This is a genomic window from Bradyrhizobium sp. Leo114 (assembly GCF_055229415.2).
The window spans coordinates 167839-188851 of the sequence record NZ_JBUYEN020000002.1 but is presented as its reverse complement, the minus strand read 5'-3'; the positions used below and the strand labels follow the sequence as shown (position 1 = coordinate 188851).

Below are 21013 nucleotides of genomic sequence, written 5' to 3'. Positions count from 1 at the left end.
CCCACTATAGATTAGACCGCCGAAAGTCACGATGATTGCCGCACGATGCCGCTACTCAAGATTCGTCACAAGACCGTATATCGCTACACCCATCCGGTGGCGTTCGGCGAGCACCGCATCATGCTGAGCCCGCGCGACAGCCATGACCTGCGCGTGGTCGAGAGCGATCTCAGAATCGAGCCGCAGCCGATGTCGCTGCGTTGGATCCACGATGTGTTCGGCAACAGTGTGGCGATCGCGGCTTTCGATGAGCGGGCGGACACGCTGTCCTTCACCTCGACCGCCACCGTCGACCATAATCCGGCCGAGGAGTTCGCGCTGACGCCGGACGACCCCGCTTATTTCTATCCATTCCTCTATGACGAGGAGGAATTTCCGGATTTGCTGCAATATATCAGGCCGCAATATGCCGATCCGGACGGCGAGCTTTCGGCCTGGGCGCGGCAGTTCCTCGATGCCGAAGCGCCGACGCCGACGTTCAAGATCCTCAGCGGCATGACCCATGGCATCCGTGAAAGTTTTAATTATCGCAAGCGCCATGAGCAGGGCACGCAGCATCCGCTTGATACGCTGCAGACGGCTTCCGGCTCCTGCCGCGACTATGCGCTTTTCATGATCGAGGCGCTGCGGCGCCTTGGCATCGCCGCGCGTTTCGTGTCCGGCTATCTGTCGACGCCTTCGGACAGCTTCCATGTCGGCGGCGGCTCGACGCATGCCTGGGTGCAGGTCTATCTGCCGAGCGCAGGCTGGATCGAGTTCGATCCGACCAACGGCATCGTCGGCACGCGCGATTTGATCCGCGTCGCCGTCGCCCGCGATCCGCGCCAGGCGATCCCGCTGCACGGCGTCTATCTCGGCGCGGCGGACGCCTTCGTGAACATGGAAGTTGCGATCGCGGTCGAGCCGGTCGGCGAGGAGGAGAGGGAGAGCGAGCTGGCATGATCGAGATCAAGGTCGGCTTCGAGATTGCCTATGCGGCCGCGCAGCCGACGCCGATGGTGATGATGCTCTCGATCCATCCCTCGCGCTTCCAGGACATCATCGGCACCGAGACAATCATAGCCGAGCCCAATGTCCCGATCGGCTTCTATCGCGACAGTTTCGGCAATGTCTGCGGCCGCCTGGTGGCGCCGGCCGGCGGCGTGACCTTGCGCGGCCACGCCTTGGTGCGCGATTCCGGCCTGCCTGACGTCGTCAACCCGAGCGCGCAGCAGATTGCGATCGAGCAATTGCCGGACGAGATGCTGCTCTATCTGATGCCGAGCCGCTACTGCGAGACCGACAAGCTCACCGACATCGCCTGGTCGCTGTTCGGCAACACGCCGCCCGGCTGGGCGCGGGTGCAGGCGATCGTCGAGTTCGTGCACCACCACGTCACCTTTGGCTATCAGCATGCTCATCACATGAAGTCGGCGCATGATGTCTACGAGCAGCGCACCGGCGTCTGCCGCGACTTCGCCCATCTCGCGCTCACCTTCTGCCGCTGCATGGGCATCCCCGCGCGCTACTGCACCGGCTATATGGGCGACATCGGCGTGCCGCCGGACCCCGCGCCGATGGATTTCTCCGGCTGGTTCCAGGCCTATCTCTCGGGGGAGTGGTACACCTTCGATGCCCGCCACAACGTGCCGCGCATCGGCCGCATTTTGATGGGCACCGGCCGCGACGCCGCCGACGTCGCGCTGACCACGAGCTTCGGCTGCATGACGCTGACCAAGTTCATCGTGATCAGCGAAGAGGTGGCGGCTTGATCCGGCTGCGGGCGGCAGGATAACAAGCGGCCATGATCTCCGACCGTCTCTTCGTCTACGGCACCTTGATGCGCGGTTTCGACCATCCGATGGCGCGGCTGCTTTCGGGCAATGCCGATTTCATCAGTGAGGCGCGCTGCCAGGGCCGGCTCTACCGGGTGGCGCATTATCCCGCGCTCGAGCTCTCCGACGATCCGGCCGACATCGTGCACGGCGAATTGTTTCGCCTGCGTGTCCCGGACGAACTGTTACGCGAGTTCGACATGTATGAAGCCTGCGGCGAGGGTTTTCCGCAGCCGACCGAATATGTCCGCCAGATGTTGCCCCTCACCTTGGCCGACGGCACCACAGCCGAGGCGTGGACCTATGTCTACAACTGGCCGGTCGCGCACCTGCCGCGCATCGCCTCGGGCCGGTTCTTGCAGGCGTAAGCTGCTTCACTCCTCGCGCACGAGGCGGATGTCGACCTCGCGCTCGACATAGCTCCATTCTTCGGTCGCGCGCAGCATCGCCACCATTTCGTCGAACAGCGCGGTGTGCTCGGGGGCGAATTCGAACCAGGTGAGGAAATCGAAGGGCTCGCCGAGGTCGCGGCTGTGGAAGAGCTGCCGCGCGATCGCGGGCAGATATTTCAGCGTGCCGGCGATGTGGTGCGACTTGTCCTCGAAGATCTCGCGCCGCTCTTCCGGCGTCAGATTCCACCATGCGACAGTCTTCCGGATCGGGATCAGCGCCGCGCAGCTTGCCTCGCGCCGGCCAAGCCCGGCTTGCTGCGCGTCGAGCTGTTCCTTCTCCGCGCGGTTCGTATAGTGCAGATAGCTGATGACGCCGGCGAGCCGCCAGGCCGTGGTCGACGGCAACAGCGGCAGCGCGATCGCCTCGCTCGCGATGATCGACAGCGCCGGCACGCGCGGCAATGTCTCGCCCTTCACCTTGGAGATCGAGGTGACGCGCCAGCCGCCGCTCTGTCCGCCTCTAAATGTCGTAAACATGCCACTATCCAACAGCGGAACCGGGCGGGGTGCAAGATGCCATTACCACCGAGGGCTCCAACGGAGCCCTGAGCGGCCTGTGAATACCGGGCGAATCGCCACAATCCTGATACTTTGAGCCCGCGCTCACTATATCGGTGACCCCTCACGCTGGCCCCAAATCCGCCCCATGCGCTTCACCCCACAATTCCTCGACGAGCTGCGCGCCCGGCTTCCGGTCTCGGAAGTCGTGGGCAAGCGTGTGCGGCTGAAGAAGGCGGGCAAGGAGTGGAAGGGGCTGTCGCCGTTCCAGCAGGAGAAGACGCCCTCGTTCACGGTCAACGACCAGAAGGGCTTTTATCACGACTTTTCCTCGGGCAAGCATGGCAACATCTTCGACTTCGTGATGGAGACCGAGGGCGTCTCCTTCCCCGAGGCGGTCGAGCGGCTGGCCTCGATGGCCGGCATGCCGCTGCCGGCGGCAACGCCCGATGCCGCCCGCCACGAGCAGCGCCGCAAGACGCTGTATGACGTGATGGAACTCGCGGCAAAATTCTTCGCCGATACGCTGGCCTCGCGGAACGGGGCAAAGGCGCGCGGCTATCTCGCCGACCGCGCGATCTCGCCGGCGACGCAATTGCAGTTCCGCCTGGGCTATGCGCCGCCCGACCGCTTCGGGCTGAAGGAATTCCTGGGCTCCCAGGGCATTTCGACCGAGGACATGGTCGAGGCGGGGCTTTTGGTCGCCGGCGACGGCATCCCCGTGCCTTACGACCGCTTCCGCGACCGCGTGATGTTTCCGATCACCGACCTCCGCGGTCGCGTGATCGCCTTCGGCGGCCGGGCGCTGGAGAAGGACGTCCCCGCCAAGTACCTGAATTCGCCGGAAACCCCGCTCTTCCACAAGGGCGACAACCTCTACAATCTCGCCACTGCCCGCCAGGCCGCCCATGACGGCGCTGCCCTGATCGTGGTCGAAGGCTATGTCGACGTCATCGCCATGGTCACCTCGGGTTTTGCCGGCGCGGTGGCGCCGCTCGGCACTGCGCTCACCGAGAACCAGCTCGCGCTGCTCTGGAAGATGGCGGACGAGCCGATCCTCTGCTTCGACGGCGACCGGGCCGGCCAGAAGGCCGCCTACCGCGCCGCGGATCTGGCACTGCCGCATCTGAAGCCGGGAAAAAGCCTGCGTTTCGCGCTGCTGCCGGAAGGCCAGGACCCCGACGACCTCGCCCGCTCGGGCGGGCGCGGCGCGATCGAGGAGGTGATCTCGGCCGCCCGCGGCCTTGCCGAGGTGCTCTGGTCGCGCGAGATCGAGGGCGGCAATTTTGCAACGCCCGAGCGCCGCGCCGCCCTTGAGGCCCGGATCGGCGAGCTCACCAATGCCGTCCGCGACGAGGTGGTCCGCCGCTACTACCGGCAGGATTTTGCCGAGCGCCTGCAGCGCAATTTTGCTCCCGCGGCCGCACGTAGCGGCTATGGCCGCGGCCCGTTCCGCTCAGCCAAAGGCGGCGAATCATCCCGCCGTTTTGCGCCCCGCGCCCCGGGTGGCAGCCGATTCGGCCCGCCAGCAGGCCCGGCCCAGGGGCTGCTCCCCGGCCCCTACCAGGCGGCGAGCCCGCAGCTCGCGAGTAGCCCGATCATGCACGGCCAGCGCAGCGCGCTGTCCCGCCGCGAGGCCCTGATCCTGCAGACCCTGATCAACCATCCCTGGCTATTGCACGACCATCTGGAGGAGGTCGCGGCCCTCGAGCTCGCCCACCCGGAGGCGCACAAGCTCCGCGCCGGCATCATCGCCGCCTTCGCCAACGATCACCACCATTCTCCCGACGAGGAGGAGCAGGCCGAAAAAATGCGGGCCGATCTCGAGGCGGGCGGATTTTCACAAATCCTTCAAAGGGTTGAGCGGGCGATCACGACCCAGGCGGTGTGGGGCGTCAAGGTCGGCGCGGCACGCGAGGATGTTCTTTCCACCTGGCGGCAACTCGTTGCCTTGCATCAGAAAACACATGCATTACTTAGGGAAAGGAAGGACGCCGAGCAGGCTTTGGCCGAGGATTCCAGCGAGGCGAACTTGGCGTGGCTGCGGGACATCCAGGCACGAATGGCAGAAGCCGAAGGCACCGAGGCCCTGATCGAGGGATTTGGTGAGCTGTCGGGCCGGTTCCAGCGCAGCGTATGATGAAAGAATCATGCGGACGGTTCGGGCCGGACCCGCAAAAAGACTCGCCAAACCCATGGTTTGGCTGCAAAAACAGGGTTAAGCGAAACTTAATAGGCACACCCTTATTTGGTGTGCAGACCGTCAGGGCGGACTAAAGCGGAATTATGGGGTGGCGACATGTTGCGCCGCCCTTTCCGTATCATGAGCATGGTCGGGGGAGGACGTAACGGTTTTCCTGATCCTGCTCAAGCGAAGAGATTGAGTGCGAATGCTTCTTACCAAAAGGAAGCTGTCGCGCTTGTGACGTCAGTGGATCATGAGAGGCGCGCGTCGCAACGCCGGCCTCACGTGAAGCGCGTTTCGGGAGCTTGATGAATGGCCACCAAGGCAAAGACGCTGCAGGTTAAGGACAAGGAAAAAGACGACAAGGCAGCGGATGCCCCCGAGAAGGAACAGGCGGATGCGCCGTCGCCATTGCTTGACCTCTCGGATGCTGCCGTCAAGAAGATGATCAAGCAGGCCAAGAAGCGCGGCTTCGTGACCTTCGATCAGCTCAACGAAGTGCTTCCCTCCGACACCACCTCGCCGGAGCAGATCGAGGACATCATGTCGATGCTCTCGGACATGGGCATCAACGTCACCGAGGCCGACGACGTCGACGGCGAGGAAGAGGACAAGGACACCGACGACGAGACCGATAACGAGCTTGTCGAGGTCACGCAGAAGGCCGTCACCGAGGTCAAGAAATCCGAGCCGGGCGAGCGCACGGACGATCCCGTGCGCATGTATCTGCGCGAGATGGGCACTGTCGAGCTGCTCTCGCGCGAGGGCGAAATCGCCATCGCCAAGCGCATCGAGGCCGGCCGCGAGGCGATGATCGCAGGGCTCTGCGAAAGCCCACTGACCTTCCAGGCCATCATCATCTGGCGCGACGAACTCAACGAAGGCAAGATCTTCCTTCGCGACATCATCGATCTCGAAGCAACCTATGCCGGCCCTGACGCCAAGGGCGCCATGAACACGGCGATGATCGCGGGGCCGGTCGCTGACGGCGCGTCCGCCGCCGAGGGCGAAGGCGAGACCGGGCAGGCCGCGCCGGCCCATGTCGCACCGCCTGCCGCACCGCCGTCGCCGACCCCGTTCCGATCAGCGCCCGCCGGCGGCGAGCCTGAGGGCGAGGAGAAGGATCCGGGCGAGGCCGCCGCCGAAGCCGACATGGACGACGACGAGTTCGAGAACCAGATGTCGCTGGCGGCGATCGAGGCCGAGCTGAAGCCGAGGGTGGTCGAGACCTTCGACAAGATCGCGTCCGAATACAAGAAGCTGCGGCGCCTGCAGGAGCAGGACATCGCCAACCAGCTCCAGAGCGAGTCGCTCTCGCCCTCGCAGGAGCGCAAGTACAAGAAGCTGAAGGACGAGATCATCGTCGAAGTGAAGTCGCTGCGCCTGAACCAGGCCCGCATCGATTCGCTGGTCGAGCAGCTCTACGACATCAACAAGCGGCTGGTCTCGTTCGAGAGCCGGATGATGCGGCTTGCCGACAGCCACGGCGTCGCGCGCGAGGATTTCCTGCGCAATTACCAGGGCTCCGAGCTCGATCCGCGCTGGCTCAACCGTGTCTCGAAACTCTCTGCAAAAGGCTGGAAGAACTTCGTCCACCACGAGAAGGACCGCATCAAGGATCTGCGCCACGACATCCAGCAGCTCGCAGCGCTCACCGGCCTCGAGATCGGCGAGTTCCGCAAGATCGTGCACGGTGTGCAGAAGGGCGAGCGCGAGGCACGCCAGGCCAAGAAGGAGATGGTGGAAGCCAACCTTCGCCTCGTGATCTCGATCGCGAAGAAATACACCAACCGCGGCCTGCAGTTCCTCGACCTGATCCAGGAAGGCAACATCGGCCTGATGAAGGCGGTCGACAAGTTCGAGTATCGCCGCGGCTACAAGTTCTCGACCTACGCCACCTGGTGGATCCGGCAGGCGATCACCCGCAGCATTGCGGATCAAGCCCGCACCATCCGCATCCCCGTGCACATGATCGAGACCATCAACAAGATCGTGCGCACCTCGCGCCAGATGCTCAACGAGATCGGCCGCGAACCGACGCCTGAAGAGCTCGCCGAGAAGCTCGGCATGCCGCTTGAGAAGGTGCGCAAGGTCCTGAAGATCGCGAAAGAGCCGTTGTCGCTCGAGACGCCCGTCGGCGACGAAGAGGATTCACACCTCGGCGATTTCATCGAGGACAAGAACGCGATCCTGCCTATCGACGCCGCGATCCAGTCGAACCTGCGCGAGACCACCACGCGCGTGCTCGCCTCGCTCACCCCGCGCGAAGAACGCGTGCTCCGCATGCGCTTCGGCATCGGCATGAACACCGACCACACCCTGGAAGAAGTCGGCCAGCAGTTCTCGGTCACACGCGAACGCATCCGCCAGATCGAGGCCAAGGCGCTGCGCAAGCTCAAGCATCCGTCACGCAGCCGGAAGCTGCGGAGCTTCCTGGATAACTGACGCACCAACACAGGTCGTCATGCCCGGGCTTGATCCGGGCATCCACGAAAACGGCGGGCGAAAGCCCGCCGTTTTTATTGAATAATCGCGCGCAGGTGCCTCCGTGTTCTGCCACTGCGTCCTTCGAACTTATGGTCTTATGATGAAACGCTTCACTTTCGCTGGCAAAACGGCTGCGCGGGCTTTCATCTTTGGAAACAGGTCTTCCAATTCAGAGCCATGCGGTACTGCGCTCTCCATAACTATGTGTCGGGTTGCGAAACAGAATAGAGATATGTCCCATCTCGAAACCTCTGAAATGTTTCGCAAAGAAAGAATACCTTGCATGGTCATAGAAGAGATCAGGCACGTTAGCATCAAGACAAATACTTTAAGATTCTCATCATTGTCGTGCGTAAGTGAGAAACCAGTACTGTTATCGATCCATGTCCTGGCGATGTGGCGTGACCCCGAGTGGACAAAAGAACTTAGGTATTCGTACAGAACTTCGAATAGCTCCCTATCTTCCGAAAACCTCGAGGTTGAAATGTATTCGTAGAAACTGCGCGTTCGAGGGATTTGCTTCCCCGACCTTCGGTTGACTAGGATGTGTCTCTTTGTCTTTCCGTCTTTTACCAGCACTTCATATACTCCGGAACTCAGTCCGAAGTCAGAGTCTAGGAGGTATTGGGCGTTTCGTTTGCTGCGTGTTGCGTAGACCAACTTGCAATAGATCTCGTACAAAGACCTGACTAAAACGAGCGCCTCTTCGCTGGTCGTATATTTTTGTGAGCGAAAGATCGCCCTCACAATTCTGTATGTGCGGACTAATAGGTACGCGCAAACGAACCGTTGAACGTCCACAGTGTGGCGTCCCGAGTTGACGTTCCGCTCAATGAAATTTCCAAAAATATAGAGGGCATTTCTTAGAGGATCGTCTTTCTCTCCCCCCATCTCATCATAGTCTGACAGCTTATAAACGTTATCTTGGCCTTCTTGAGCGAGCGTATCGTATTCCGGTCCTGCTCGTTGGATTTCCTCTTTTTCATCCTTTGTCAGGCGCTTGTACCCTTCTTTTGATACCATAAAGCCTGTTTTGTCGAAGATGTAGATCAAACGTTGAGGTGTGTTCGCTCGCAGCATGGTCGCAATCATGAGCGCACGAAACTCTGCGTCTGAATAGCAGTAGCTCCAATAGAAAAGGCGATCGCCGTCTCTAGGCGGTCTACGCATCGCTTCGAAGAAACTTTGCTCTACCTGCTCAGTAAGCTCCGACAGATTTGGACTGTCAGGCGTTCTTGATCTTCGTTTCGTTGAACGGTTCATATCCCCAGCTCTCTATTTCGGGTGAGGCCAGCCGCGCGTTCGTTCCAAAGGTCAATTTGTAGACCTTCATCTGTTAATATCACCGACGTCATGCCAATCGGCGACGTCCTCCTATTCCAGCAACTGAAGGTCAACTTACTGACCATGCCGTCCCAATATATCGTCTGGTACAACATGCGCTGCCCCGTTTGCTGCAATGGCGTCGACTGGCAGCGCAACAAGCTCCTCGCCGCGGTGCGCGTCGGCACCATCTGCTTCAAGGACATCAACGAACAACCGGATGCGCTCGCGTCCTACGGCGCAACCGTTGACGACGTGCGCCGCCGCCTGCATGCGACCGACGAAGCCGGCCGCCTGATCCTCGGTGCCGACGTCGCGATCTGGTGGCTGACACCCGGCGAGGGGAAGCTCGCGACGCTGCTCGGCAATCGCGTCATGCTGCCGGTGACGCGGCTTGCGTACGACTGGTTCACGGATATGCTGTTCGCCTGGAACAAGCGGAAGGGGCGCTGGTGAATGCCGACGATTGCCTACTTTTACGGAATAGCGATCCGAATGTTCTTCGTTGATCATCCCCCGCCGCATTTTCTAGCTTCGTATAGCGGGCATGAGGCGAATGTCTCTATCGAGACCGGCGAGGTTATCGAAGGGCGCTTGCCTGGCAATGCGGCGCGGCTCGTCAAGCAATGGACGCTGGTACATCGGGGTGAATTAGAGGATAATTGGCGGCGAGCGCGCGCCAATCAGCCGCTCGTCAAGATTGTGGGTCTCGACGATGATTAAGGTCGCAAAGATCAGGTACCTCGGAAGCTACCGCTTGCGTGTGTCGTTCAGCGACGGCATGGCGGGGGAGTATGATTTTACGCCCATCGTTCAGCGTGGTGGGCCGATGGTCGAGCCGTTGCGCGATCCGGCATTCTTCGGACGGGTCTTCCTGGAGGATGGCGCGCCGACCTGGCCGAACGGTTACGATGCCGCACCAGGCTGGCTACGGCGTGAGATCGAGGCCGGCGGGACGTTGGTACGCGACGTCGCCGCCTGATTTGCCTTCGCCGTCGAGCGCGAAACCGGACGTATGATTGGCCAGCCATCCACGAAATGGCGGACGAAGGCCCGCCGGTTTTGTCTCCCCGAATACGCTATACGAAGGACGCCGGGTGGCGGCTTATTTCTTCTTTGCCCCAACCCGCTCGATGGTCTTGATCGCCAGCGGTGGGCGGCCGGCTTTTTCGGCGATCTCGCGGTCCTGCTCGATGATGAAGCCACGTGCCGGCTCGTCGCCATCGAGGCCGCCAAGCAGCTCGGCGGGTACGCGGCGGTTGGAGCGCTGCGAGCCGTCTTCGTAAACGACATTGAAAAAGGCGAACTCGCCTTTGGGATTGGTGCCGGGTTTCTTGGCCATGGGCGGCTTGTCGTCGATCACGGTGCGCCTGTCAAAGAAATAACGCGCGTTGGTGTGATTGGCTGCCCTGCGCGAAAAACGCGCTCCCTTCATGCCGTCGCCTTCGAGGCAACTGCGAGCTGGAGCTTTTATGCCAATATGAGTATTCCGGCTGCGGGCGATCGGTGCGGCGGCATAGTCGTCAGCGCGTTGCAGCCTCGCACCGCGCCTGATTCACTCGTTCGAACGGGGTGGACTAGGATCCACAATGGTTTTCGACGCACCGCCAGGCGCAGGCTGCATCGGCGGCGGGGTGCCACCTTGCGGGCTTTCAGCGGGCGCGCCACCCGATTCAGTGTCAAGCGGTCCGGTCCGCCCCTGCGGCTGTTGCTGTCCCTTGTTATCGGGCAAAACCGTGCGGCCTGTACTCCAGGGGGAGTCGCCTGGTTTTTTCTCGTCACTCTGAGGCTGGGCTGCGGCGATTGAACCCCAGATGCCGACGCACAGCACCGTAAGAAGAATGCGCATGGACGCTCCTTCGCCAGCTTTCGGCTGGGCTCTTGGGATGGGTGCCCGAAGGCGGAGGATTCGACGCCCAACGAACCCATTGGTTCCAGTCGTCCTGGATCGCGCTTCAGCGGTAACCACGTTCCAAGATTCCTCACGAAATCCCGCCGCGGTTACCAACTGTCAGGGATTACGGCCTTTGCTCCTGGTCACATCAGCACGGTGACGAGAGATGGTTATGCCTGTCGGACGATACATCGCCTGGGTTGGCGCATCGCTTCTTGCGTTGCTGTACATCGCTGACTGGTGCTCGCCACAATCCTTAACAGTGGAGGCGGGTGAGCCGGTTGAGCGGCCGGCCATCCGGATCGCGTCGGTTGAGCGGCCGCCCGAGCTTGTCGTCATGGACACCAGCCTGCCCACCATTGTGCCGCCGCCGACGCTGGCCGAATCGGTGCCGCCAAGCGAACCGCCTCCGGTGCGTGCGCTCGCCGCAGCGCCGCCGCCTCCGCCGGCGGTCGAGGTCGAGAAAAAGACCAAGAAGGTCGTCAAACGGCAGGCGCCGAAGGTCGCGGCGGTGCAGCCGCCACTACCGCTGGCTCCCGCGGCCAGCCCGGCGCCGCCGCCCGCTCAGGGGATCAAGCTGTCGTTCGCGGATATCATTTCCGGGCAACTGGTGAAGGATCTTTTCAACCTGCATTGAGGTGCAGGCTTATCCTGCGAGCCTCGTAGCCCGGGTGGAGCGAAGCGCAACCCGGGGCGGCTGCGTCAACACTTATCGGCGGTCCCCGGGTTACGCTGGCGCTGCACCCGGGCTACGCGCTCTAGCTGCCGGACGCCGCCTTGCCCTGCGTTGGAGCCATCGCAGCGACGCTCTGTGCCACGAGTTGGCCGCGGCCGCGCCGCGGGCCGCTGTCGGTCTGCTGCTGGCCCATCGCCATGATCGCCGTGCCCATCGCGCTCGAGCCCAGCGTGACGATGAAGCCGAACAAGAGCAGCCCGAGCGCAACGCCGGGCGTATCGTCAGCCAGGATCAGGTCACGCAGGTGGCCGGGATTGAGCAGCAGCAGGCCGCCGACGAGCAGCACCGCAACCGAGACACCTGCGGCGAGGTTGATCGCGAGCAGCCGAAACAGCGGCGCTCCGAAAACAAGGGATTCGCGCGGCGAGGGCGTCTCTTCCTGCAAATCGTTCATGATGAAATCCTATCGCATTTTCCAAGCGACAGGGACGGCGGCTCAGCCGACAAACCGGCGAATTGAAAAGCCGGAGCCCGGTGCTCACCCATAACCGGCACGGCCCCAGCTTCGTTCCTAAATCCGCAGGCCGCTTCGCCATTTGCGCCGGTCTTTTGACGGGTCTGACTTTCACGGGCATGATCATCGCTCCCGCCCGCCGTTCTCTCTTGAAGGAAATCCGATATGCCGAGGCTTGTTCTGGCCGTCCTACTGCTTGCGCTGTTTGCTTCCGGCCCGGCCAGGGCTGCCCGCTGCGGCGGGGACTTCCACGCGTTCATCGGCAGCTTTTCGCAGGAAGCGGCCGCGGCCGGCATCTCGCAAAGCGTGATCTCGCAGGCGCTCGACGGCGTGCAGCAGGATGCGGGCGTGCTTGCCTTCGACCGGCGCCAGCGCGGCACGTTCCGCAAGAGCTTCGAGCAATATGTCGCGACCCGCGTCGGGCCCGGGCGGATCAACACGGGACGCGCAATGCTGCAGCGTCATGCGGCGCTGCTATCGAGTATCGAACAGAAGTACGGCGTGCCGCGCCAGATACTGGTCGCGATCTGGGGCTTGGAGACCGATTTCGGCAAGGGCGACATGGGCAAGCTGCCGGTCTTCCGCGTGCTCGCCACCCTCGCGCATGATTGCCGCCGCACCGAATTGTTTCAGGGCGAACTGCTTTCGGCGCTGCAGATCGTGCAGCGCGGCGATCTCCGCCTGAACGACATGATCGGCGCCTATGCCGGTGAGATCGGCCAGACGCAATTCCTGCCGTCGTCCTACATCAAATACGGCGTCGATTTCGACGGCAACGGCCACGTCAATCTGCGCCATAGCGTGCCCGACGTGCTCGCCTCCACCGCGAACCTCCTGCACACCAACGGCTTCAAGATGGGCGCGTCCTACGAGGAAGGCAGCGCCAATTTCGAAGCGATGCGCGAATGGAACAGGGCTGTCGTGTACCGCAAAACCATCGCCTATTTCGCCGATCAACTCATGGGCCGATGACATGCCCGGTGCCGTCATTCCGGGGCGCGCCTCTTGGCGCGAACCCGGAATCCATCGAGCCGCAGCACAGGTGGAGAAATGGATTCCGGGCTCGCCGCTTTGCGGCGCCCCGGAATGACGGAGGGATGCATTGCGCAATCCTCTCCTCCGTCATGGCCGGGCTTGACCCGGCCATCCACGTACAGTCCGCGCGATTTTCCTTAATCCAATCAACGTGATTTGGCCCGTCCACCCCAGCAGCGAAAAACATTCCGCTTTCGCCGTCGGGCAAATCAGTGATTTAACTCCGCGCGTCTCACGGCAGATGAGGGGCGGGTCGCGATCGTCACGAACGTTGCGGTGAGATGCGGTGGACGCGGGTGCTGTGAACGACGAGCGCAGCTATCCGTGGACGGCGAAGTCGTGTGGTCCTGGCGCCCCGACGCTGGCGCTAAGCTCGCGAGCAGCAAGAGCTGCCGCGGGTGACGGTGGCAAAAGAGCCCGGTCACCGGGGAGAGCACGAAGTAAGCCGTAAACCATCGCGCAGGGAAAGCCGGAGTGTTTTCGGTTGAACCTGTGGTCCTACCCCCGTGCTTTTTGTTGCACGGGACCCATGGGTGCAACCGGCACCCGGCTTTCCCTGCGCCCTCTGTTCAATGAGAGGGCGGAAAGTGAAGCAAAGCTCGGACGCAAAGCGCCGCGAGAATGCGGACTCATATCCTCACGCTATTTGAAATTTGAATCAGAACCCACCCCACGTCGTCCCGGACTTGATCCGGGACCCATAACCACAGGCCGTTGTCGTGTGCTCCGCTGCAACCGCTCGCTCGCGCCACAACACTTCCCTGTGGTTATGGGTCCGCCTTCGCGGGGACGACACTGATGCGAGGCGTGAGAGAATCGTAGGATGGGTAGAGCGAAGCGAAACCCATCATTCGTGCCGCTCGCTCCATCGCGATGGGTTTCGCTGCGCCCTACCCATCCTACAGGAGCTCCTACGTCGCCGCCCTCACTTCGGCGCGTAGGCCACACGAAAATATCGGTCATCGCCGGCACCTTGCGGCAAGCTGCATACCGCTGCAGGGCAGCTCGCAGCCGCCGCCTCGGTGCGATATTGCGGCAGATGACCGTCGAGCGAATAGACGACGCAAAGCGCGAGGCTGGCCCAGACGGCCGCGCTGAAATAAAGCGACATCCAGGCGATCTCGTCTTTCCAATGCTCGAAATCGCGCGTCACGACCCAGCGCGTGCTCACGTCGTGGAGCCCCTCGAGAAAACCGAGAAGCTTGCTGCCATCGGCAAGACCGGCCTGCCATCGGCTCAAATACATCGGGACGTCGACCGTAATGAGAAAGGCCAGATAACCGGCAATTCCCACGATCGCGACGATGAGGGCGATACGAACCGGACCGTTGAATTCAGGCAGCAGCCGGCAAAGACCAACCCCCACAACGAAGAAGGCGATCGCCCATATCGAGTTCTCGATGGCGTTGCCCAGATAGTTGGTGGACACCACCGCATACCACGAGAAGCACTCGGCAATGAGGATCAGGGGGACGATCAATTGCGCGGCGTTCAACGTGGTGTCCGCGCCGGTCATCCCGCCCAATTGATTGAGGATGATCGCCCACTGCACGGCAAAGCAGATCTCGGCCACGGTCGCGACCGATCGGCCAACGAAGACGCTCGATAGCCAGGTGTCGACCAGGCAGATACGCTGAACATCCGCGCGCGGCAGCAGCGACCTGAAGGCGCAGCCAAAGACATAGGCCGCGGAAAGCAGGAACATGGACTGGGTGCCGGAGCTGTTGACCGGGCCGCCCGAGGGAACTTGGTGAAACTCGCCGTACAGCAAGAACCAAAGCGCGATGTTGGCGCCGCTGATGAGGGCCAACAGACCCCACCACCGAACCACCGGATTTGGCCGCGCCCGCCACTCCATACTCATGGGGCCGTGCTCCCGCGTAGTCGAACTGACATTCGACGGTAGCAATTCTGTCACAAATCGCAACCTGATTGCGACGGTCTGACGGAGGCTTGACGCTTCTGTGACGCGGTCGACTGGGCGGCGCAACGCGCGCGGCCAGCCGGACTTAATGTGACGGAGACGCTACCTGCTCGCTCGCAGGGCGGGCGCAGGAAAAGCCGGCGACCAGTTGAGCGCAAGCCGCTGGCCGATCACGATCTCATCGGTCGACATTTTTGAAGCGACTGCGTTGCGGAACCGCGCATAGGTGTCCCGCTCGCGGCCGGTGGTTCGGGCCGCCGCGAGGTTGAGCCACTTATAGGCGAGGATGAAATCCTGCGGAACGCCGTGGCCCTTGTCGTACATCAAGCCGAGCATGGCCTGCGCGAATGGGTTGCCCTGGACGGCCGCGCGGCAATAGAGATCGGCGGCGGCGTCATAGGCCTGCGGCGCGCCAAAGCCATGCTCGTACATGAAGCCGAGCAGGCCGAGTGCGGTTGCATTCTCGCGTTCGGCCAGCGGTGCAAGCTCCCGGAACGCGCTGACGTAGTCGCCGCGATGGAACGCCGCGGTCCCGCGCGAAAGACTGCTGGCCGCGACCGGCGCGGCGGCTGCCGAAAGCGCAACGGCCAAGAGCGCTAGGAGAAATCGATGCCCGGCGCGGATGCTCAGCATTCTCTGTCCTGCTCAATGGAAGCTGGTCGTGATTGCGGCGTTGGTCGGGGTCGTGGCAATGCTGCCGCGTAATTTCGATCGGAGTTCTTCCGCCACGACGTGAGCGTCGGAGCCGTCGCGGATGATCTGCGGGCGGATGAAGATGATGAGTTCGGTGCGCTGGGTCGAGTTGTTCTGGTGTCCGAAGGCATCGCCGAGGCCCGGAAGCTGGTCGAGCACCGGGATGGCGCTGCGGGTGCCGTTCTGCTGCTCGCTGATCAGGCCGGCCAGCAGCACGGTCTGGCCGTTGGCGACCGAGATCTGGCTCTTGACCCGCCGCTCCGATACCGTCGGTGTCAGGCTGTTCGCACTGGCCGCGGGCACGTTGCTGATCTCCTGCTCGACGTCGAGCCGGACATTGCCATTGACGCTGATGCGCGGCGAGACGCGGAGGATGATGCCGGTGTTGCGATAGTCGATCGTGTTGACGACGGTGTTGTTCGTCGTCAACACCGTCGCGCTTCCGGTCGACACCGGGACGACGTCGCCGACCTGCAGCGTCGCCACCTGGTTGTTGATCACCACCAGCGACGGGTTGGAGAGCACCTTGACGCTGGTCACCGCATGCAATGCATCGAGGATCAGGCTGGGCTGGGTTTCAGATCCGATCAGGAAGTTGAAGCCAGGGAAGGCCCGATTGATGAAAGCGTTGGTGACCGATCCGGCGACGGTGGCCGCCCCGGTCGTCGGGTCGGTAATTGTCGTCGGCGCTGCGGTGGCCTGGGTGTTGAGAATGGAGCCCGTGTTCGGCTTCAACCCGACATTCCTGCTGGTCAGGTAAGCCTGCACGCCATAGGACAACGTATTGTTCAGCGTGACCTCAGCAATCGTCGCATCGATCGCAACCTGGAGCTGCGGCTGGTCGATCTGCACCAGCGTGGATTCGATGATCCGGTAGTTCGCCTGGTCGGCGTAGATCAGCAGCGTGTTGTTGACGGTGTCGGGTGTGATCCGCACGTCCTGCATCATCGGCTGGCCGTTTCCGGAACCGCGGCCGCTGTCGAGCGGAGCACTGCCGCCGTTCTGGTTGGGACTGGCCGGTTGCGCGCCAAGCCCGCCGTTGCCGCCGAGGCCCGCCGCGCCGTTCATGCTCAGATTGCCGCGCGAGGCAAAGCCGCCATTTGTGTTTGATCCCACATTGCCGTTGAGCGAGAGGCGATCCCCGGCGCTTGAAGTTGCCGCTATCCCGGACCCCGGCGCGATCTGGCTGTCGGCACTCTCAGTCAGGCTCGACGACGATCCGCCGAGGAACATATCCGTCAACACCCGGGCGATCTGGCGGGCATCGCCGAACTTGACGCGATAAACGTGGACGGTGGTTCGCGCGGTATCGTTTCGATCAAGCCGCTTGATCCAGGTCGCCGCGGTGCGAAGCATGTCCGGCTTCTTGGTCACCACCAACACTGCGTTGAGGCGGGCAATCGGCAGGAACTTGATGATGTTCTGACTAAGGCCGTTCTCGCCGGAATCGACGATCTTCTCCATCTCGGCGATGATTGGAGCGGGCGAGCCGCTCGAGATCGGGAATATGCCGACGGATTGGCCGCGCATCCAGTCGACGTCGAAGCTCAGCACCGTATCGACCGCGGTGCGGCGTTCGGCTCCGGTTCCCTGAATCAGGATGAGATTTCGTGTCGTATCCGCGCGCACGGCGCCGGCTTTGGTGGCGAAGCTGTCCATCAGCTTGAGCAGCGTTTGCGCCGACACATATTGTAAAGGCACGACCGAGACGCCGAAACCGGGTTCGGGATTGCCGCTTGCCGTATCAACCCGGCCACCGCCGACCGCATCGCCAAGTGGCGTGAGTCGGTAACCGGTCGTATCGCGAAGCAGCACGACGCCGCTCAATCTCAAAGCATTTTCCAGCACGAACACGATGTCCGACTTCGGCACCGGACGGACCGACACCAGGCTCACCGTGCCCTGCACTCGCGGATCGATGGTGTAGCCGACACGCAGTATGTCGCCGAGGACGACCTTGGCGACCGTTGCAACCGGTGTGTTCTCAAAGTTCAGATCGAAGCCGTTGCCGTTCGCTGTCGGCTGCAGCCGCTCGTCCGACACCGCCGTGACTTCGGATCCTTCATACATGGCCGCGCGAACGCTGCCACCTTGAGCGCCACCAGCACCCGACGCGTTCACCGGTTGCGATTGCCGCGGCAACAGATCGAGCGAACGTACCTTGTCGGAGATATCGACTTGAGCCGAATCCACGCCTCCGACCGTTGCGGAATTGCAGGACGCCAGCAGCCCCAGCGACAACAAAGCAAAGGCGGCTGCAACGCCGCCACGAATCCGTTGGTAGCGGCCCAGCTTGCCTACGCGCACCATTAGTCCTTGCCGTTTCCGACTGGAGGATGTTCGACGATCCGTCCCTGTCCCCTCGGATTATTAGCGAGCCAACATGACAGAAATAAATTGGTTGCGTGATTGTTGCCCTGGCGACCATTCTGCGATGGACGCCGAAGCATGAAAATGAGGCAGCAATTCAGATCAGGGAGGGGTAGTCTCAAAGTTTTCTTTAGCGATGAGCAGGCGCCGCATTCGTATGCCTGTCACACTTCGGATCGATAACAACACGCCTGACGTCTGCGCTGCTTCAAATCATGTGACGGAATAAAGACGACATGGCCAGCGATCCGTCCTCGCAGTTCGTCGACTACCTCCGTCAGAACAAGCATTTGACGCCGGTTGATGGCGAGGCTGATCCGGCGGGACAGAGCGGCTCCGATCGCCGTCACCACAAGATCTGGGAAATCACCAATCTCTCGCCCGCCGAGTTTGCCGATGAGGCTGCTCGTTTTTTCGAGCTCGGCCGCATGACTTTGCAGGAGATGATGTCGGCGGCGCCGCTGGTGGCGTCGTTCTCGCAGCGCTTCCTGCGCGAGACCATGGTCTATCCGTGCACCACCTCCGATGGAACAATGACGCTCGCGGTCGTCGATCCGACCGATCAGGCGACGCAACGCGCGGCGCAGATCGTGCTCGGCACCGCCGTCACGGTCAAGATCGCAACCTCGGAGGACGTTGCCGTCGTCCTCGATCAGCGACTGAATGTCGATGATACTGACGCGGCCGGACCGGCGGCAGCGCTGCCGCGCGAGGACGACATCGAGAGCCTGCGCGATCTTGCGAGCGGCGCGCCGGTGGTCCGCGCCGTCAATGATCTGCTTGAAAAAGCCGTCGAACTTCGCGCCAGTGACATCCACATCGAGCCGTTCGCTTCCAGCCTCGTGGTCCGCCTGCGCATCGACGGCCTGCTGCGGCCGGTGGCGGCATTGTCAGGCGTGCTGCCGCAAGCCGTCATCTCCCGCATCAAGATCATCGCCAATCTCAATATCGCCGAGCGCAGGTTGCCCCAGGATGGTGCGGCGCGATTGCGGGCAGGGCGTTCCGATATCGATATCCGCGTCGCGATCATGCCGACGCAGCACGGCGAGTCGGCCGTCATTCGCATCCTACCAAAGGATCGCGGATTGCTGGTCGTGGAAAAACTGGGCTTCTCCGCATCCGACGAAAGCAAGTTGCGGCAGCTCCTTGCGCTGCCGCACGGCATGATCGTCATCACCGGTCCGACCGGCAGCGGCAAGACGACGACGCTTGCCACAATCCTCTCAATCCTCAACGAGCCGACGCGCAAGATCCTGACGATCGAAGATCCGGTCGAGTACGAAATTCCCGGCGTCAATCAATCCCAGATCAAGCCTGCGATCGGTCTGACCTTTGCCACCGCATTGCGCTCGTTTGTGCGCCAGGATCCGGACGTGATCATGGTGGGCGAAATCAGAGATGCCGAGACCGCGCATGTTGCGGTCCATGCGGCTCTCACCGGCCATCTGGTGCTGACGACGCTGCATACCGAGACGGCGGCCGCGGCGGTGCCACGCCTGCTCGACCTCGGCGTCGAGGGCTATCTCCTGCGTTCGGTCCTGCGCGGCGTGATCGCGCAGCGTCTGGTCCGGCAGCTATGCGAACGCTGCAAATCAGGACGGACGCTTGGCCCTGCCGATTTCGCCGAGGATCCGCGGCTTGTCGCATTCGGGTTTCGCGCCGGTGAAACGATCCAGGAACCGTGCGGATGCGAACGCTGCGGCGGCAACGGCTATCGCGGCCGGCTCGGTGTGTTCGAGCTGCTAGAAATCTCCAACGAGTTGCGCGAACTGATCGGGGAGAAGACCGACGGGCTGAAGATCGATGCGATGGCGATCCGTGCGGGGATGACGACAATGCTCGACGACGGCATCGCCAAATGCCGCGCCGGGCTGACGTCGCCTGCCGAAATTCTCCGCGTCACGACCATGCGGTGACCACGTGCCGAATTTCCGCTACCGCGCCCTGACGCAGAACGGCGAGATCGTGAACGGCACGATCAGCGCGCCGACGGCCGCCGAGGTCGCGCGCCGGATCGAATATCTGCGGCTCTTGCCGATCGAAACCATTGAGGACAAACGAGCTTCTCCCGGTGCGGGAGGTCTCGGCCTGTTCGGCCGGCCGAGCGCCGCCGAGATCACCACGTTCACGCGCGACCTTGCACTGCTGCTCAAGGCCGGCGCCCGCCTCGACGACGCCCTTGAACTGCTGTCCGGCGATGCCGATGTCGGGCGGATGCGCCCGGTGGTGGCGAAGATCCGGGCGGCTCTCCTCGCCGGCGAGAGTTTCGCCGATGCGGTGGCAGATCATCCGAGCTTGTTTCCGCCGATGTATGGCGCCTTGGTGCGCGTCGGCGAAGTCTCGGGCACGCTCGATTCCGTGCTGGAAATGCTGGGCGCTGAGCGCGCGCGTTCCGAACAGATGCGGCGGAAACTCACCGACGCGATGCAGTATCCCGCCTTTGTATTGGTCGCGGCTTCGGGCGTGATGCTGTTCTTTCTTCTGTTCGTGCTGCCGCAATTCTCGACCGTGCTCGGGGATTTCGGTGCGAAGTCCGATACGGCGCTCGCCACCTTCATCCAGTTGTCGGATTTCCTGCGTGCCAATGCGACGGCAGCCATGTTGATCGCGACTGCGACCATTGCTGTCGTCTGGTGGTTGTTGCGCCAGGCGAGCGTGCGCGCTGCAATGATGAACGGGCTATCGCAGCTACCCCTCATCGGCAACATCTTTCAGTTCTATCGCGCCAGCCTGTTCTGCCGCAATCTCGGTGTCCTGCTCGGCAGCGGCGTCAATCTCACGGCCACCTTGCGTATCCTGGTTGACATCATGGCGGTGACAGGAAACGAAGCGAGCTGGACCGCTGCAGCCGACGGCGTCCGGCATGGCGGGAAGTTGTCGGAAGCCCTTGCCGTCGCCAACAGCCTGCCGCCGATGGCGGTACGCATGCTTCGGCTCGGTGAAGAAACCGGGCAGTTGCCGGTCCTGTCGGGGCGGGTCGCAGAATTCTACGAAGCAAAATTGCAGCGCAGCCTTGACCGCATTGTCGGCATCGTCGGGCCGCTTGCGATCATCACGATCAGCACAGTCGTCGGCGGACTGATCGTGTCGGTCATGACGGCGCTGCTGTCGGTCACGCAACTTGTCGGTTAAGAGCAAGGGTCACATC

19 protein-coding genes are annotated in these 21013 nt (G+C 62.4%); 12 read left to right on the top strand and 7 right to left on the bottom strand.

The annotated features are described in order from the left end of the window. Positions 1 to 45 precede the first annotated feature (45 nt). The 3 genes from ACZIRK_RS03225 to ACZIRK_RS03215 are packed head-to-tail and all read left to right on the top strand — an operon-like array spanning position 46 to position 2182. Positions 46 to 942 carry a transglutaminase family protein gene (locus ACZIRK_RS03225; RefSeq protein WP_130226545.1) on the top strand — a complete coding sequence of 299 codons (897 nt, stop codon included), beginning with the start codon at positions 46 to 48 and terminating at the stop codon, positions 940 to 942. After that, positions 942 to 1751, top strand: a complete 810-nt coding sequence (locus ACZIRK_RS03220) for a transglutaminase-like domain-containing protein (RefSeq protein WP_130226565.1) — start codon at positions 942 to 944, stop codon at positions 1749 to 1751. The genes ACZIRK_RS03225 and ACZIRK_RS03220 overlap by 1 nt, the downstream gene beginning before the upstream one ends. Before the next feature lie 32 nt (positions 1752 to 1783). Continuing rightward, positions 1784 to 2182, top strand: a complete 399-nt coding sequence (locus ACZIRK_RS03215) for a gamma-glutamylcyclotransferase family protein (RefSeq protein ID WP_130226544.1) — start codon at positions 1784 to 1786, stop codon at positions 2180 to 2182. Positions 2183 to 2188: 6 nt separating this feature from the next. On the opposite strand, the gene ACZIRK_RS03210 is transcribed toward ACZIRK_RS03215, so the two are convergent. Then, positions 2189 to 2743 carry a chlorite dismutase family protein gene (locus ACZIRK_RS03210; RefSeq protein WP_130226543.1) on the bottom strand — a complete coding sequence of 185 codons (555 nt, stop codon included), beginning with the start codon at positions 2741 to 2743 and terminating at the stop codon, positions 2189 to 2191. A gap of 169 nt (positions 2744 to 2912) precedes the next feature. Between ACZIRK_RS03210 and dnaG the strand changes: the two genes are divergently transcribed. Beyond that, positions 2913 to 4904: a DNA primase gene (gene dnaG, locus ACZIRK_RS03205; RefSeq protein WP_130226542.1), complete on the top strand. Its 1992-nt coding sequence runs from the start codon at positions 2913 to 2915 to the stop codon at positions 4902 to 4904. A 357-nt stretch (positions 4905 to 5261) separates the two neighbouring features. Then, positions 5262 to 7394 (top strand): RNA polymerase sigma factor RpoD, encoded by a 2133-nt coding sequence (gene rpoD / locus ACZIRK_RS03200; RefSeq protein WP_028168456.1) that lies wholly within the window; start codon positions 5262 to 5264, stop codon positions 7392 to 7394. A 129-nt stretch (positions 7395 to 7523) separates the two neighbouring features. Here rpoD and ACZIRK_RS03195 read toward each other — a convergent pair whose 3' ends face one another. Beyond that, positions 7524 to 8699 (bottom strand): DUF5677 domain-containing protein, encoded by a 1176-nt coding sequence (locus ACZIRK_RS03195; RefSeq protein ID WP_463326952.1) that lies wholly within the window; start codon positions 8697 to 8699, stop codon positions 7524 to 7526. Between the two features lie 144 nt (positions 8700 to 8843). On the opposite strand from ACZIRK_RS03195, the gene ACZIRK_RS03190 reads away from it, so the two are divergent. The 3 genes from ACZIRK_RS03190 to ACZIRK_RS03180 are packed head-to-tail and all read left to right on the top strand — an operon-like array spanning position 8844 to position 9741. Continuing rightward, the gene (locus tag ACZIRK_RS03190) at positions 8844 to 9215 is read left to right on the top strand and encodes a DCC1-like thiol-disulfide oxidoreductase family protein (protein ID WP_463326987.1); all 372 of its coding nucleotides are present in this window, start codon (positions 8844 to 8846) and stop codon (positions 9213 to 9215) included. Next, on the top strand, positions 9216 to 9482 hold the full coding sequence (locus ACZIRK_RS03185; RefSeq protein WP_130226540.1) for a DUF4160 domain-containing protein: 267 nt from the start codon (positions 9216 to 9218) through the stop codon (positions 9480 to 9482). It abuts the gene before it with no gap. Beyond that, the gene (locus ACZIRK_RS03180) at positions 9475 to 9741 is read left to right on the top strand and encodes a DUF2442 domain-containing protein (RefSeq protein ID WP_130226539.1); all 267 of its coding nucleotides are present in this window, start codon (positions 9475 to 9477) and stop codon (positions 9739 to 9741) included. Before ACZIRK_RS03185 ends, ACZIRK_RS03180 begins: the two co-directional genes overlap by 8 nt. 123 nt (positions 9742 to 9864) lie before the next feature. On the opposite strand, the gene ACZIRK_RS03175 is transcribed toward ACZIRK_RS03180, so the two are convergent. Beyond that, complete coding sequence (locus ACZIRK_RS03175) at positions 9865 to 10101, bottom strand: hypothetical protein (RefSeq protein ID WP_130226563.1); 237 nt, start codon at positions 10099 to 10101, stop codon at positions 9865 to 9867. Between the two features lie 889 nt (positions 10102 to 10990). Between ACZIRK_RS03175 and ACZIRK_RS03170 the strand changes: the two genes are divergently transcribed. Further along, on the top strand, positions 10991 to 11290 hold the full coding sequence (locus ACZIRK_RS03170; RefSeq protein WP_130226538.1) for a hypothetical protein: 300 nt from the start codon (positions 10991 to 10993) through the stop codon (positions 11288 to 11290). A 121-nt stretch (positions 11291 to 11411) separates the two neighbouring features. On the opposite strand, the gene ACZIRK_RS03165 is transcribed toward ACZIRK_RS03170, so the two are convergent. Then, the gene (locus ACZIRK_RS03165) at positions 11412 to 11783 is read right to left on the bottom strand and encodes a hypothetical protein (RefSeq protein WP_245474763.1); all 372 of its coding nucleotides are present in this window, start codon (positions 11781 to 11783) and stop codon (positions 11412 to 11414) included. 225 nt (positions 11784 to 12008) lie between these two features. Here ACZIRK_RS03165 and ACZIRK_RS03160 point away from each other — a divergent pair, with 225 nt between their 5' ends. Continuing rightward, a complete protein-coding gene (locus ACZIRK_RS03160; RefSeq protein WP_463326951.1) occupies positions 12009 to 12815 on the top strand; it encodes a lytic murein transglycosylase in 807 nt (268 codons plus the stop codon). A gap of 988 nt (positions 12816 to 13803) precedes the next feature. Here ACZIRK_RS03160 and ACZIRK_RS03155 read toward each other — a convergent pair. The 3 genes from ACZIRK_RS03155 to gspD form a co-directional block, all read right to left on the bottom strand. Continuing rightward, a complete protein-coding gene (locus ACZIRK_RS03155) occupies positions 13804 to 14742 on the bottom strand; it encodes a hypothetical protein (protein ID WP_245474797.1) in 939 nt (312 codons plus the stop codon). 162 nt (positions 14743 to 14904) lie between these two features. Continuing rightward, complete coding sequence (locus ACZIRK_RS03150) at positions 14905 to 15435, bottom strand: tetratricopeptide repeat protein (protein WP_130227119.1); 531 nt, start codon at positions 15433 to 15435, stop codon at positions 14905 to 14907. 12 nt (positions 15436 to 15447) lie between these two features. Next, a complete protein-coding gene (gspD, locus tag ACZIRK_RS03145) occupies positions 15448 to 17805 on the bottom strand; it encodes a type II secretion system secretin GspD (protein WP_463326950.1) in 2358 nt (785 codons plus the stop codon). Positions 17806 to 18101: 296 nt separating this feature from the next. On the opposite strand from gspD, the gene ACZIRK_RS03140 reads away from it, so the two are divergent. Next, a complete protein-coding gene (locus tag ACZIRK_RS03140) occupies positions 18102 to 19781 on the top strand; it encodes a GspE/PulE family protein (protein WP_130227118.1) in 1680 nt (559 codons plus the stop codon). A gap of 4 nt (positions 19782 to 19785) precedes the next feature. Next, positions 19786 to 20997, top strand: a complete 1212-nt coding sequence (locus ACZIRK_RS03135) for a type II secretion system F family protein (RefSeq protein WP_463326949.1) — start codon at positions 19786 to 19788, stop codon at positions 20995 to 20997. Positions 20998 to 21013: the final 16 nt, after the last annotated feature.